This is a genomic window from Ensifer adhaerens (assembly GCF_020035535.1).
Classification (GTDB): Bacteria; Pseudomonadota; Alphaproteobacteria; order Rhizobiales; family Rhizobiaceae; genus Ensifer.
This window is the reverse complement of sequence record NZ_CP083349.1, coordinates 1,994,856-2,008,262: the sequence shown is the minus strand read 5'-3', so window position 1 is coordinate 2,008,262 and position 13,407 is coordinate 1,994,856. Positions and strand designations below refer to the sequence as shown.

Annotated in this window: 18 protein-coding genes; 6 read left to right on the top strand and 12 right to left on the bottom strand. The window is 62.0% G+C overall.

Translation table 11 applies throughout. The features are described 5' to 3' along the window. Positions 1 to 97 precede the first annotated feature (97 nt). The 8 genes from LAC81_RS09820 to LAC81_RS09785 all read right to left on the bottom strand — a co-directional run bounded on the left by LAC81_RS09820 (position 98) and on the right by LAC81_RS09785 (position 5,131). The gene (locus LAC81_RS09820; protein WP_113539300.1) at positions 98 to 430 is read right to left on the bottom strand and encodes a hypothetical protein; all 333 of its coding nucleotides are present in this window, start codon (positions 428 to 430) and stop codon (positions 98 to 100) included. Positions 431 to 478: 48 nt separating this feature from the next. Continuing rightward, positions 479 to 682: a hypothetical protein gene (locus tag LAC81_RS09815; protein ID WP_162768846.1), complete on the bottom strand. Its 204-nt coding sequence runs from the start codon at positions 680 to 682 to the stop codon at positions 479 to 481. A gap of 137 nt (positions 683 to 819) precedes the next feature. Next, entirely contained in the window at positions 820 to 1,785 is a 966-nt protein-coding gene (locus LAC81_RS09810) for a methyltetrahydrofolate cobalamin methyltransferase (RefSeq protein WP_113539301.1), read from the bottom strand. Positions 1,786 to 1,878: 93 nt separating this feature from the next. Continuing rightward, positions 1,879 to 2,970, bottom strand: a complete 1,092-nt coding sequence (locus LAC81_RS09805) for a methylenetetrahydrofolate reductase (RefSeq protein ID WP_223727664.1) — start codon at positions 2,968 to 2,970, stop codon at positions 1,879 to 1,881. Beyond that, complete coding sequence (locus LAC81_RS09800) at positions 2,967 to 3,569, bottom strand: methylenetetrahydrofolate reductase C-terminal domain-containing protein (RefSeq protein WP_223727663.1); 603 nt, start codon at positions 3,567 to 3,569, stop codon at positions 2,967 to 2,969. Before LAC81_RS09800 ends, LAC81_RS09805 begins: the two co-directional genes overlap by 4 nt. After that, positions 3,562 to 3,864 carry a virulence factor gene (locus tag LAC81_RS09795; RefSeq protein WP_113539304.1) on the bottom strand — a complete coding sequence of 101 codons (303 nt, stop codon included), beginning with the start codon at positions 3,862 to 3,864 and terminating at the stop codon, positions 3,562 to 3,564. The genes LAC81_RS09800 and LAC81_RS09795 overlap by 8 nt, the downstream gene beginning before the upstream one ends. Positions 3,865 to 4,101: 237 nt before the next feature. After that, positions 4,102 to 4,905: a formyl transferase gene (locus tag LAC81_RS09790; protein ID WP_223727662.1), complete on the bottom strand. Its 804-nt coding sequence runs from the start codon at positions 4,903 to 4,905 to the stop codon at positions 4,102 to 4,104. A 46-nt stretch (positions 4,906 to 4,951) separates the two neighbouring features. Beyond that, the gene (locus tag LAC81_RS09785) at positions 4,952 to 5,131 is read right to left on the bottom strand and encodes a hypothetical protein (RefSeq protein WP_113539305.1); all 180 of its coding nucleotides are present in this window, start codon (positions 5,129 to 5,131) and stop codon (positions 4,952 to 4,954) included. Positions 5,132 to 5,359: 228 nt separating this feature from the next. Between LAC81_RS09785 and LAC81_RS09780 the strand changes: the two genes are divergently transcribed. Next, positions 5,360 to 5,761 carry a pyridoxamine 5'-phosphate oxidase family protein gene (locus LAC81_RS09780; RefSeq protein WP_223727661.1) on the top strand — a complete coding sequence of 134 codons (402 nt, stop codon included), beginning with the start codon at positions 5,360 to 5,362 and terminating at the stop codon, positions 5,759 to 5,761. A gap of 169 nt (positions 5,762 to 5,930) precedes the next feature. On the opposite strand, the gene LAC81_RS09775 is transcribed toward LAC81_RS09780, so the two are convergent. After that, positions 5,931 to 6,206, bottom strand: coding sequence for a metal/formaldehyde-sensitive transcriptional repressor (locus tag LAC81_RS09775; RefSeq protein ID WP_043619696.1), 276 nt, complete (start codon positions 6,204 to 6,206; stop codon positions 5,931 to 5,933). A gap of 27 nt (positions 6,207 to 6,233) precedes the next feature. Further along, positions 6,234 to 7,220 (bottom strand): CDF family Co(II)/Ni(II) efflux transporter DmeF, encoded by a 987-nt coding sequence (gene dmeF, locus LAC81_RS09770; RefSeq protein ID WP_223727660.1) that lies wholly within the window; start codon positions 7,218 to 7,220, stop codon positions 6,234 to 6,236. 322 nt (positions 7,221 to 7,542) lie between these two features. On the opposite strand from dmeF, the gene LAC81_RS09765 reads away from it, so the two are divergent. Then, the gene (locus LAC81_RS09765; RefSeq protein ID WP_223727659.1) at positions 7,543 to 8,034 is read left to right on the top strand and encodes a hypothetical protein; all 492 of its coding nucleotides are present in this window, start codon (positions 7,543 to 7,545) and stop codon (positions 8,032 to 8,034) included. Between the two features lie 84 nt (positions 8,035 to 8,118). Here the strand turns inward: LAC81_RS09765 and LAC81_RS09760 are convergent, their stop codons facing one another. After that, the gene (locus LAC81_RS09760; RefSeq protein ID WP_223727658.1) at positions 8,119 to 8,739 is read right to left on the bottom strand and encodes a DUF1638 domain-containing protein; all 621 of its coding nucleotides are present in this window, start codon (positions 8,737 to 8,739) and stop codon (positions 8,119 to 8,121) included. A 40-nt stretch (positions 8,740 to 8,779) separates the two neighbouring features. On the opposite strand from LAC81_RS09760, the gene LAC81_RS09755 reads away from it, so the two are divergent. Then, positions 8,780 to 8,938, top strand: coding sequence for an entericidin (locus LAC81_RS09755; RefSeq protein WP_223727657.1), 159 nt, complete (start codon positions 8,780 to 8,782; stop codon positions 8,936 to 8,938). A gap of 174 nt (positions 8,939 to 9,112) precedes the next feature. Here the strand turns inward: LAC81_RS09755 and LAC81_RS09750 are convergent, their stop codons facing one another. Next, positions 9,113 to 9,811 (bottom strand): corrinoid protein, encoded by a 699-nt coding sequence (locus tag LAC81_RS09750; protein WP_057254147.1) that lies wholly within the window; start codon positions 9,809 to 9,811, stop codon positions 9,113 to 9,115. Between the two features lie 335 nt (positions 9,812 to 10,146). Here LAC81_RS09750 and LAC81_RS09745 point away from each other — a divergent pair, with 335 nt between their 5' ends. The 3 genes from LAC81_RS09745 (at position 10,147) to LAC81_RS09735 (ending at position 13,355) form a co-directional block, all read left to right on the top strand. After that, entirely contained in the window at positions 10,147 to 11,715 is a 1,569-nt protein-coding gene (locus tag LAC81_RS09745) for a trimethylamine methyltransferase family protein (protein ID WP_223727656.1), read from the top strand. Positions 11,716 to 11,822: 107 nt separating this feature from the next. Next, a complete protein-coding gene (locus LAC81_RS09740; protein WP_223727655.1) occupies positions 11,823 to 12,530 on the top strand; it encodes a ferredoxin in 708 nt (235 codons plus the stop codon). A gap of 273 nt (positions 12,531 to 12,803) precedes the next feature. Further along, positions 12,804 to 13,355, top strand: a complete 552-nt coding sequence (locus LAC81_RS09735) for a hypothetical protein (protein ID WP_223727654.1) — start codon at positions 12,804 to 12,806, stop codon at positions 13,353 to 13,355. Positions 13,356 to 13,407 lie beyond the last annotated feature (52 nt).

Sequence of the window (13,407 nt, the reverse complement as noted above, 5' to 3'; positions counted from 1 at the left end):
TCAGACTGCACCGGAACGCCGCCCGATAGTTGTCCAATCCCGACATGGAAGCATCTGTTTCAAACAGTTAAGGCATAGGCTCGGTGGCCGGTCAGGGTTACTTGCGCGACAGACGCCGGGCGTTGCTGCGCACCCTCTTGCCATAGGGCCTCAGCGCTGCGGAAGCAATCGCCGCGCCGTGGCCCGAAGCGGTGCCGCCGGTCATCAGGCGGACGGTATTGTCGAAGGCGGCTTTCCAGAGGGCGACATTGACGGCAACGACGCTTTCGGCCGTGGCCGCTATCTTCTCGGAGATCATGCGGTGAAGCTCGGTCACATCCTGCGTCTTGCCGGTCAGCGCCGCCATCTGCATCTCCTGCAGCCGGACGGCGATGACGAAGGGGGCTTCGAACCAGAGGGCTGCGGCATCGAGGCGAAGGCGGCGTGTCATGGTGATCTCCACGTTTGCATTGGCAGATGGAAGCGATGAAGTGCGCCGCTATTGTGTCCCGGCAAGCTTCACGACTGCGAATGCGTAGGCAAAGGCCGCTGCCAGGATCGCTGAGCTGCCCCAGATGCAAGTTTTGATCACGCGCTCCTGTGGCCCGAGATCGACCTTCTTTGCGACGCTGGCGAGGATGATTGCTCCAAGCACGACCGCAGTGACGATGATCACCGGTACAACATAGGTCCGCAGTGCCACCTAGAAGCGCTGAAATTCGGCCGCATCCTCAAACAACGCGCATCTGGTGATAACGGCCAAAGGGAGAATGACGGCAAGGAGGCGCAGTTGGCTTCTCATCGTCCTTCTCCCTTCCAGGTATGTTCGCAGAGACAGACCTATTCGCTTGCAGCGGCGCCACCTGTGCGGGCCGCGCGACCGCCGCGGCGACCGCCGCCAGCGCCGGCAGGGGCTGCTGCGGCAACGACGTGGCCGCCTTCGGCCGGCTTGTGGTCGCGGTAGGTCTTGATCCAGTGGGTGCAGTTCGGGTCGGTGCCGTTCAATACGTTGGCGGCGCGCACGGCTTCCATCTCCTGCGGACGGCAGGGGTTCATGATCGCAGACGTCATGCCGGCGCCGATGACCATGGGGATGAAGCCGGCATTGATGCCGTGGCGGTGCGGCAGGCCGAAGGAGATGTTGGAGAGGCCGCAGGTGGTGTTGACCTTCAGTTCCTCACGCAGGCGTCGCAGCAGTGCGAAGACCTGCTGGCCGGCCGTGCCCATGGCGCCGATCGGCATGACCAACGGGTCGACGACGATGTCGTGCGGCTTGATGCCGTAGTCGGCGGCGCGCTCGACGATCTTCTTGGCAACGGCAAAGCGCACGTCCGGGTCCTCGGAAATGCCGGTCTCGTCGTTGGAGATGGCAACGACCGGCACGTCATATTTCTTGCAGAGCGGCAGGATCGCTTCGAGCTTCTCTTCCTCGCCGGTGACCGAGTTGACGAGCGGACGGCCCTTGGCGACGCGCAGCGCGGCCTCGATCGCGGCGGTGACGGAGCTGTCGATCGACAGCGGCACGTCGACGAGGCCCTGGACGATTTCCAGCGTCTTGACCAGCAGCGGCGGTTCGGTCTCGTTCGGGTTGACGGCGGTGACGCCGGCGTTGACGTCGAGCATGGTCGCGCCTGCTGCAACCTGCTCCAGCGCGTCCTTGATGACCGTGTCGAAGTTACCCTCGATCATCTCGGCGGCGAGCTTCTTGCGGCCTGTCGGGTTGATGCGTTCGCCGATGACGCAGAACGGCTGGTCGAAGCCGATGATGATCTCGCGGGTGGCGGAAGCGACGATGGTCCGGGTCATGCAGGGTCCTTTGTCCTGTGGCGGCGGGCGCTATGTAACCACGCCCTTGAAGTCGATGATAGCGCCGGGGTCACCGGTGCCGGCTTTTCCTGGTCAATGCGTATGATGGGCCGCGGCTTCGGCCATCTGCTGCTGGTTCTCTTCCTTGCCTTCGCGGATCTGCTCCAGGCGCTCGGCGACCAGCTGATCGGCGGGCAGCGTCTCGCGCTTCCAGGGCTTGCGGCCCTTCAAGACGCCCGACTCATGCACGATCTCTGCGACATATTCTTCCTGGCGGTAGGCCATCACGTGGATGCCGGAGACGCCTTCGATCTCCTTTACCTCGTTGATGATGTCGATGCAGAGCTGCTTGCCTTCCTTCTTCTGGTCCTGCGCGCCTTCCAGGCGTGCCACCACGCTATCGGGAATATGGATGCCCGGCACGTTCGAGCGGATCCAGCGGGCGGTCTTGGCGGATGCCATCGGCCCGACGCCGACGAGAATGTAGCATTTTTCGTGCAGGCCGAGATCGCGCACCTTCTTCATGTATTCGCGGAACATCGGCACGTCGAAGCAGTACTGGCTCTGCACGAACTGCGCCCCGGCCTCGATCTTCTTGGCGAGGCGATAGGGGCGGAAGTCGTAGGGCGGTGCAAAGGGGTTGATCGCAGCGCCGAGGAACACCTGCGGCGGTGTCGTCAGCTTGCGGCCCGAGAGGAACTTGGAGTTGTCGCGCATGATGCGCACGGTTTCGAGCAGCGACATGCAATCGAGGTCGAAGACGGGCTTGGCGCCCGGCTGGTCGCCGGCCTGCACACCGTCGCCGGTGAGGCACATGATGTTCTGCACGCCCATGGCAGACGCCCCGAGCACGTCGCCCTGGATGGCGATGCGGTTCTTGTCGCGGCACGCGATCTGCATGATCGGCGCATAGCCCATACGCGTCAGCAGCGCGCAAATGCCGACCGAGGACATGTGGCAGTTGGCGCCTGACGCGTCGACCGCGTTGATGCCGTCGACCCAGCCGTCGAAGATCGCGGCGCGCTCGTAGACGTCCTGCGGGTTGGCGCTGTCGGGCGGGTTGAGCTCGGCGGTGACGGCAAACTCGCCGCGGCGCAGCACGCGCTCCAGGCGGCCGCGGGAGGAATGGCCGGGCAGGTGCTCGAGCGGTGCGCCGGGGTCGAAGGGATTGATATCGGGGCTCATGCCTGGCCTTCCTTGGATGCCGCTTCACGGCGCGCTGCGGCTTCCGCCGTCACGCGCAGCCAGGACGAGGTTTCGCGCAGCGACTGGTTGACCGGCTTCTGCACGTTCATGATCGCTTTGCCCTTCTCCATGTTCTGCGAGCCCTTCCAGGCCTGCACCCAGACGCAGGGCATGTCCGGCTCGACTTCGCAATTGCCGTTGGCGCGTACGCCGCCGCAGGGGCCGTTGCGCAGCTGCTTCGGACAGTTCATCGGGCAGGACATGCCGGTCGACGACAGCGCGCACTGGCCGCACATGCGACAGTCAAAGAGGAAGCCTTTCACGTGGCGCTCGATGAAAGTCACCGGCCGCTCGACCCGGCCGTAGCCGATGGCGTTCCACAGCGGATGAAGCAGCAGGAACATGTCGGCGAATCGGTTGTAGAACCATTCGAGGAAGCGGGAGTTGCGGACCGCCCAGAGGCGGACGGTATATTTGTGGCGCGAGCGGCGGCTCGGCGACACGCCTGAGGGCGTGAACGCGCCGGTTGCGGCCTTGGCGCCAGGTGCTGCGTTGCCCTTCAGGATCTTCTGCTCGCTCGGCGGTTTGGCATCAGCCATTGTCGCGGCCTCCGGCCTTGACGAGTGCGACCAGACGTTCGCGGTCATAGGCGGCTTCGAGCTCGGCGGCGGCGCTGTCGGCTTCCGTTTCCAGATCGTCGGAGACCGGCACCGGATCGGCCTTGCGCCATTCGGCCAGATAGTCGTCGGTTTCAGCCGCTCCGGTGCGCATGGCGCACATGTCGATCGCCTCGGTGAAACGCAGCGACAGCTCGCGCTTTGCCGTCGTGCGGCCCTTCTTGATGATGACCTGGGCCGGAATGTCGCGCCAGTAGACGATAATGCGATCTGCCATGGGGTGTTGTTCTCCTCGTCCTGCGACAATGCGCATGTACCGGCGTCCGGGCTCATCTCGCCACGACGTCGGATATGTCCAAAAACGACGCTGGCGCGGATGCCATATCAGACGTCTTGGCGGTGATGCGCAAGTGCCGGTTGACACTTGGCAAGTAGGCGCCAGAGATCGGGACGGATTGCCCGCAGTATCAGGCTTTTAGGCCGCAGCCAGCCGACGGAAGCGGTGCGTTTTAGCCTACCAGATGCGACGCGTCAGGCCGTTCCATACCCAGGTCCAGATCGGTGGGTGAAACCATTGCCGTGACGGACCTGCGACATCGATGGTCCGCAGATTTCCGTCGAGCGCATCCGTGATTGCGGCGATCGCGATCTCGGTGGATGCCGCCGTCTGGAGCAGTGGATAGGTGTGCATCGTATCGCTTCTGGCCGGCTTCTGGCGCGACTGGTAGAGCACGCCCCCGGTGTCGACGCCGGCATCGACCAGATGCACGGTGGCGCCGAAGTTTTCCACGTCGTTGTTGACCCGCGCCCAGTAGCCGCCCATCAGACCGCGATAGGCCGGGTTGATGCCGGCGTGGAAATTGATGACGGGGCAGGGCATCGCCGCCAGCGTCTCTGCCTTCAGCATGCGGCAGCTGATCAGGAAGACGACATCGGGTTTCAGCGCGCGCGCTTGAGCGATTGCATCGGCGTCGTTGATCGAGGCGACGGATCTGATCGGGATCGAGGGGGCGGATTTCCCCGAGACCTTGTAGATGGCGAGAATCTCTTCGGCACGCCTGCGGGTGAAACGCTTGCCGAAGCGCGAGGCGATCATGGTGGCAAGCTGGCCGAGTGCGGTTACCCAGCCGAGCTTGCGGGCTCGGCGGCGCAGGAACAGGCCCTTTGATTCCGGCTGTTCCTCGAAAACGGTCACATCGGCAAAGCGCGCCGCGAGCGCATTGATCATGATCCACGGGTTTTCCCCGCCCGCCGTGACGACGACGACGCGGCCCGGGCGCTTGCCTGCGGCTTGATTCGGACTGGCGATTTCGGTCATGGCGGCCCCGCGGATGAACAGGGCCACAGATATGCGGGCTTGCCCGTTACCGCCGGCTTAACTGGTTCCAGTACCATTCGGCCACACCGCCGCCGAGAACGACGAGAGCCACGGATTCAACCAGTGCGACGTCTTCTGTCAGGTTGCAGATCGCACCGATCAGCAGAGCCAGAAGCAGCCCGGCCGCGCATCCCAGGGCGTAGGGCACATAGTCGAGGACTTTCACTGCTGTCTCCTCCGACAGGCGTGGTGAACTTCTTCAGCCTGGCCTCACGGCAAGGGCGCCGCGCTGCCGCCGGTTCGCCGCATGGTTGCCGATAGCCATGCAATCACCTTGACTCGCTCCACCGCCTTGTCAAGCTGAGCTTGGCAGCATGGACCGAATTCGCTTCCACCGGCAACGCACCCGGTCATCCCGGAGGATGAAGCAATGGGCGACATTCAAGCCAGACACATGATCCTCGAATTCCTGAGGCAGCACACCCTGGCCGTGATCGCGACCAGCAGCCGGGATGGCAGGCCCGAAGCCGCTGCCATCGACTTTTCGGTGCGCGACGACCTGGCAATCGTGTTCGACACGTTCGAACACACGCGCAAATTCGCCAATCTCTCCGACCAGAGCCATGTGGCGCTCGTCATAGGCTGGGATAACGGCATCACAATTCAATATGAGGGCGAGGCAGCGAAGGTTTCTGCCGATGATCTCGAGCGATACCAGGAAGCGCATATCAAAAGCGTTCCGGCCGAGAGGGAGTTTGTCGAGAAGGGCGCCGTCGTGTTCCGGGTCGAACCGCGGTGGATTCGCTACTCCGATTATACCAGGACCCCTCCCGACGTGATCGAGCTTCGCTTCTGAGATCTTAGGGCGGCTTAGGGCAGCCGCGCCGATGCGCGGATGAATGCGGGCCTGACCCCTGAACCCGTTCGAAATCAGCTCGCAAGGCACCTGTTCGCTGATTCCGCCGCATGGGACTTAGCCCTCTGCCGGAAGCGCGAAGCGGGCATTCGCGTGGTTTTTGCCCAGCCTACTTCATATAGGCGCGCACCACGTCCACCAGTTCGGCCGCCGCTTCGTCGCGATCCTTCTGTGACAGGTCGGCGGCGGCCAGGTGCATGTGGATATGGTCCTCGACGACTTCCGCCATCAGTCCGTTGACCGCGCCGCGGATGCCGGCGATCACCTGCATGACTTCGGCGCAGCCCTTTTCCTCTTCCAGCATCCGCTCGACCGCCTCCATCTGGCCGCGCAGGCGGCGGACCCGGTTGATGAGTTTTTGCTTCTCGCGGATGGTATGGGTCATCGGATACTCCGGTTTCGGGCGCAGCCGCTATGCGGCCCGTGGTTCCACCTCCACCGTCACATGCGACAAATCGTGGATGGCGGCAAGCTTCTCGCGATAATAGGACGGCGCCCGCGGGTTGTCGGCAACGATCGAGACGATCGCGCCGTGGTGGCCCGGCCCGAGCTGCCAGACGTGCAGATCGACGATCTCGGCATCTTCCTTGGCAACGATCTCGCCGATCTCGTCCGGCAGGTCTTCGCCATCGGGGAGGTAGTCGAGCAGAGTTGCGCCGGTGTCGCGGATGAGGCCGAAGGACCAGCGTGCGATGACGAGCGCGCCGACGATGCCCATGGCGGGATCGAGCCACAGCCAGCCATAGATCGCGCCCAGAGCGAGGGCGACGATGGCGAGAACCGAGGTCAGCGCGTCGGCAAGGACGTGCAGATAGGCGGCGCGCAGGTTTCGATCCTGTCCGCCATGGTGCGCCTGGTGGTGTCCATGATGATGCCCATGGTGGTCGTGGCTGTGATCGTCCTTCAACAGCCAGGCGCAGACGAGGTTGACGATGAGGCCGGCGACGGCAACGAGGATCGCCTCGCTGAAATCGATCGTGACCGGCGCGTTGAGGCGGCGCAGGCTTTCCCAGCCGATCAACAGCGCGATGAGCGCCAGCACGATGGCGCTAGAGAAGCCCGCGAGGTCACCTAGCTTTCCGGTGCCGAAGGTGAAGCGGCGATTGTTCGAGTGCTTGCGCGCATAGAGATAGGCGAGCGCTGCGATCAGCATCGCGGCTGCATGGGTGGACATGTGCCAGCCATCGGCGACGAGCGCCATCGATCCGAAGACCTGACCGGCGGCGATCTCGACCACCATCATCGTTGCGGTGACCGCGATGACGATCCAGGTCCGCCGCTCGTTGCGCTGGTGACCGGCGCCAAGGAAGACATGATCATGGTGTGCGGCAAGCACGCGCTTCTCGTCGTGCGCATGCCCGTGGTGGTGATGATGGCGATCATGGTGGTGGTTGCTCATGCCGATCTCCGCAATATCATATAGGGGGGTACCCTATATTTGATTTGACGTAAAGCGCATGATTCCGAATCCTGGCAAAAGCAACGCTTGATTGCAAAGGGTCGCAGACTTAGTTGTGGTCTAGCGGCTGTGATGCGGGGGAGGCGAGACCGGTGGTGACCAGAAGCAAGAAAGTTCAAACGCCTCTGCAACTGGCGGAGGGCGTCGATGATCCATCCTTTCAGAAATTTTATGGATTTCTCTCCGGATGGGGACCACTTCTTGCGGTTTTCGGGAGCTATGGTCTTCTGGTCTTGCTGCCGCGCCACCTGTTCGACCTTCCATGGGCAGAGAAAGCGATGACGTTCTTGCCGAAGTTCTGGTTCGAAGCCCGAAACTTCAGGCAACGGTCCCTGTCGAAGACATAAGGTTCTATTTTTCGGCGTGTCTTATCATTTACTTGGCTGTTGGCATCGCTTCTGTGATTGCCGCCGTGAAATGCTACCGCACCGGGCGACGCTATCCATTTACTTTGACGCAGTCTCTGCCTTGGAGACCCTTTCGCCATTTTGTAATGCCAAGTTTTGCCGGGATCGCTTTTTCCGTTGGTGTCCCGATGCCGGTCGGTTGGGAAACAACGAGCCGCAGAGGCGAACTTTTTGAAAATCCCATCTTTGTAGCGGTTTTCGGCCTGATCGGCGTCGGATTTTTGCTATTCGTCGGTGCGGCCGGCGCTCTGTGGCTCGGGCGCGAACGTGCCCGATTAGAAGAGGAGCGCAAGCGGCCCCCACGGCGCATGATCTACGTCAGCCTCGATCCGCCTGCAGACCGCTAACTGGCGCGGGGCTGAAACCACAGGACCGCCGCTCCTTGTCAGGTGATGCTGTCGCCGCTTGAGGCCCGCCGTCGTCTGCATGCCTCACGCGCTGAGAAGCGACCCCGTCAGGTCGCCATAGCCGGTGAAGCGGTATTCGTATTCGAGGCCCAGATACTCGGCCGCCTTCTTCGCCTTTTCCTGCAGGGTTTTGTCCTCCTGCTGCGAGAGATAGACCAGCTTGCGGTAATGGCCGAAATACATGTCCCTCAGTTCCGGATGCCGATCAAGACCGAGCGGCTCGATGACGAAGGCTTCGAACTGGCGGGCGAGGAAGTCAGTCAGGAAGAAGGCGGTGATGTCGTCGTCCCAGCGGCGGGCGAAATCCGCGTTCCCGGCAAAGAAGGAATAACAGTGCGGGCCAGGGATGCGCTCGACCTTTTCCTCCTCGCACAACCGGTCGAGATGCCCGCCGGTGCCGCAATCGGCATAGGCGACGAAGATGCGCTCGAAGCCTTCGGTGCGGGCCTTGGCGATGGCGTCACGAATGCCCGGCGTGATCTTTTCCGGCGTGTTGTGCCAGATGGCGGGCAGACAGTTGAGATCGATATGGTCGAGCCCGTTTGCATCGCAGATCGCCAGGATTTCACGGGCGATGGCGCCACAACCGATCACGTGAACTTTTTTCGGTTGTGCACGTTCTATTGCCGACGATATTTTTTCCATCTTGATTCCAATTGGCACATAGCGGGAAGGAACCCTGACCATGAAAGTTAAGAGTCTTGCGATCGTCGGCGCCGTCCTCGTCGCCCTCTCAACGCTCACTGCCTGCGGCAACACCATCCGCGGCATCGGGCAGGATACCGCAAACACGGTCAACGCGACACAGGCGGCTGGCAAGAAGGTCGCACACTCCGTCAACTAACGCTGTCTCGAAGAGCGCGGCTCTACAGAGCATGATCCGTTCAGTGTTTCGATGAAACGATGAGCGGATCCGGTGCAATGCCTCTGACCGAGCAGCGAGCCCGACAGACATAAGAAAGCCGGCCGCGGATTTCACTTCTGCGGCCGGCTTTTTCATTTCGGATGATCCGAAGCTTTAGCCAGCCGCCAGGCGGTTGTGCTTGCGCTTCATGAAGTCCTTGGCGGTTTCGACGGCGATCGCCGCGTCGCGGCAATAAGCATCGGCGCCGACAGCCTTGCCGAATTCCTCGTTGAGCGGTGCACCGCCGACGAGAACGACGTAATCGTCGCGCAGGCCCTTTTCCTTCAAGGTATCGATGACGACCTTCATGTAGGGCATGGTGGTCGTCAAGAGCGCCGACATGCCGAGAATGTCCGGCTGCTCGCGCTCGATCGCTTCGAGATAGTTTTCGACCGGGTTGTTGATGCCGAGGTCGACGACGTCGAAGCCCGCACCTTCCATCATCATGCCGACGAGGTTCTTGCCGATGTCGTGAATGTCGCCCTTGACGGTGCCGATCACCATCTTGCCGAGCTTCGGTGCGCCGGTTTCGGCGAGCAGCGGGCGCAGGATCGTCATGCCGGCCTTCATGGCGTTTGCCGACAAAAGCACTTCCGGCACGAACAGGATGCCGTCGCGGAAGTCGATGCCGACGATGCGCATGCCTTCGACCAGCGCCTGGGTCAGGACGTCGTAGGGCGTCCAGCCGCGCTTGAGCAGGATGTGGGTCCCGTCCTCGATTTCCTCCTTCAGGCCGTCATAGAGGTCGTCGTGCATCTGCTGCACGAGTTCTTCGTCGGAAAGGTCCTCGAGAATGATTTCATCGTCTGCCATATTGGGGTTCCTCGGTTCCTGGCACAGTCGCGCGAAATTTTCAGACGCGTCGATCAATCCATAGCGTTCGATCTCTAAAAATCTGTTTTTGAAAGCGACGTCGCATATGACAAAAAGCGACGAGACGGCAGCTTCTTTCGGTGCCTGCATATTCTTAACAAAAACAATATATTCGCGCCACGCGGTTTTTCGCGTCCTGTGGTCGCTTCTCGGTAGTGTTCGAGTTGCGCCACTCCTTGGCGCATTGAGACCCGCAAGGCCCCCGATGCTTGGTAGCATTAGGACCAATTGATGCTTGAAGGCGCAAAAAGTGATGCGCGGGAGAGGAAAAGCGAATGAGCGACGTGACAGATCAGGGTGAAGGCGGCGGCCGCCGCGCGCGTGGCGAGGGACGGGGAGCGGCAGCACGGCGTGCATCGCGCACCGGTGGCGGTCCGGGACCGTCTCTGCCCTATATCCAGCGCAAGATTCGCGAATACGAGGTTCTCGACGAGGAAGGCTTGCAGCTCATCGAGCGCAATGCCGATACGATTCTCGAGGAAATCGGCATCGAGTTCCGTGACGATGCCGAGGCGCTCGAACTCTGGAAGCAGGCCGGCGCCGACGTGCGCGGCCAGCGCGTGCATTTTCCCAAGGGTCTCTGCCGCGAGCTCCTGAAGACCGCTCCATCCGAATTCACCTGGCATGCCCGCAACCCGGAGCGCAGCGCCCAGGTTGGCGGCAAGGCCACGATCTTCGCGCCGGTCTACGGCCCTCCCTTCGTGCGCGACCTTGAAGGCAACCGCCGCTACGCGACGATCGAGGATTTCCGCAATTTCGTGAAGCTAGCCTATATGGCGCCGTCGATGCATTCGTCCGGCGGCACGGTCTGCGAGCCGGTCGATATCCCCGTCAACAAGCGCCACCTCGATATGGTCTACAGCCATATCAAATATTCCGACAAACCCTTCATGGGCTCGGTGACGGCGCCGGAACGTGCCGAAGACACGATCGCCATGGCGAAGATCGTCTTCGGCGACGACTTCGTCGAAAACAACTGCGTGACCCTCAACCTCATCAACGCCAACTCGCCGATGGTCTTCGACGAGACCATGGTGGGCGCGCTCAAGGTCTATGCCCGCCATAACCAGGCCTGCGTGCTTTCGCCCTTCATTCTCTCCGGCGCCATGAGCCCGGTGACGGTTGCCGGCACGCTGACGCAGATTCTTGCCGAGGTTCTCGCCGGCGCCTCCTTTACCCAGCTCATCCGCAAGGGCGCGCCGGTGCTGTTCGGCACCTTTGCCGCCTCGATCTCGATGCAGTCGGGCGCGCCGACCTTCGGCACGCCGGAGCCGTCGCTGGTCTCCTATGGTGCTGCCCAGCTGGCGCGTCGCCTCAAGCTGCCCTTCCGTACCGGCGGCTCGCTCTGCGGCTCCAAGGTGCCGGATGCGCAGGCAGCGCACGAATCGGCCAACACTCTGAACATGACGCTTCTTGCCGGCACCAACTTCGTGCTGCACGCGGCTGGCTGGCTCGAAGGCGGTCTGATCTCGTCCTACGAGAAGTTCATGATCGACCAGGACCAGCTCGGCATGATGCAGAAGATGGCCGAAGGCGTGGATCTCTCGGAAAATGCCCAGGCGCTGGACGCTATCCGCGAAGTGGGTCCCGGCAGCCACTATCTCGGCTGCGCCCATACCCAGGCCAACTTCCAGACTGCGTTCTACCGTTCGCCGCTCGCCGACAACAATTCCTTCGAGCAGTGGGAAGTGGAAGGCGAAAAGCGCATCGAGCAGCGCGCCAATGCGCTCTGCCGTAGCTGGCTGGAACATTACGAGGCGCCTTACCTCGATCCCGAGATCGACGAAAAACTCAAGGCCTTCATTGATCAGCGCAAGAACTCGATGCCGGACGCCTTCACCTGAAAGGGTCCCGAGCGAGCCAGGGAGCAAGGCGGCGCGGCGCAGGTGGCCGACATGATCCAGAAGGAGGTCTGGCGCCCGCATTACGAACATCAGGGGCCGAAACCGAAATGATGGCGCCTTCCGCGACAGCGGACACAATTATCGAGATAGTCCGTGCGGCGCTTCAGCCGCACGGACTTTTTTTGCGTGGAACGGTGAATTTTTCCGCCGCGGAGGCAGCGCCGCTGCTTGCGGATGGGCGGCCGGCCGCAAGCGTGGTGCTGATCGGCAATGTCGGCGGCTCGTTCTGGCAGCCCTTCAGCCGCTGGCGAGATGGATTGCCGGATCGTGGTGGTGGTGCCGATCCGCTCGACAACTGGTCGAAGGCGGTGATCCAGCCGATTGCCGACGCGCGTGGCGCAACCGCCTATTTCCCGTCGGATCCGCCCTGGCAGCCCTTTCAGCAATGGGCCATGCGAGCCGAGGGCTTGAAGGCGTCGCCACCAGGCATCCTCATCCATCCGCGCTACGGGCTCTGGCATGGCTATCGCGGTGCGCTTGTTTTCGACAGGCCACTTCCGGAGACCGGCGAGCGCGCGGCGGAGCACCCTTGCGACCGCTGCACGGCCAAGCCCTGCATGTCCGCCTGTCCGGTTAGCGCGCTCACTGACGAGCGTTTCGATGTCGGGCTCTGCCGTAGCCATCTTCGCAGCGAAGCGGGCAGGGCGGGTTGCCTCTCGTCCGGCTGTCTTTCTCGCAATGCCTGTCCCGTCGGTGCCGGCTATCGCTACCCCGAAGGACAACTCCGCTTCCACATGGTGGCGCTCAGCCTCTAGTGCGACGGTCTCAAGTGAGATGCTCTAGGCTCGAAGTGCTGGAGCGGGACGACGTGCCTCTTCCGGCCTCATCGTTCTAACCCACGAGAATCGATCACCTTTATGATTTGCGATCGCCAGCCCCAAGATCATGGTGGTTTCAACAATCCGGTTCGTCGCGCCGCTCGCAAAGATGGTGGAAATCTCCAAAATGACTAAAATTGGAGATGTCTTGGAAAGATAATATTATCGAATTTACACCGATCTGGACGGCGTGGCGTTGGAGTCCATCGTATGAGAGGCAGCCCAGTCGTATCCGTGAGTAACTATCCTCCGCACCTGTCGCGCGAGGAGGTGGAAGCGCAGATCTCTCGTCTCGACAGCATTCACGCCGCCAACAGCCAGATCCTCGATGAGGCCTTCAAGCGCCTGCTGGCGATCGGCGCCGGCCACGCCGCCGTCATTGCCGCCTGCATCACCGGTTTCGATGCGCTGGTGGACCGTTCGGTGCTTTCCAGCGGCTTCCTTCCCGATGCGATCGACATCTTGAGGAAGTTCGCGCTGACCGTCAGCGCTCTTGGCCTGCTTCTCACGTTCCTGGCAATCGGCAACAATTTCAGTGAGGTGCAGAAGGAAGCCAAGCGCCATGCGGTGAAACTTGCGACGACGCTGAGAGAAAAGCGCCTGCTGCTGTCACTGTCGCAGGACGTGCTCAATCGCGATCCCAAGTCCTATGTGCTCGCAGGCGTCGGCGGCTTTGCCTGCCTTTGCGTGATCTTCGGGCTGGCGGCCGCGGCCGGATGTTATGGTCTCGTGATAGCCATGGGGATGATTGCGGGCGGTTAGCGGCAAGCGCGAGATGCCGCAGTGGCATTGCGCCAGAACCGCCGCAATCTCG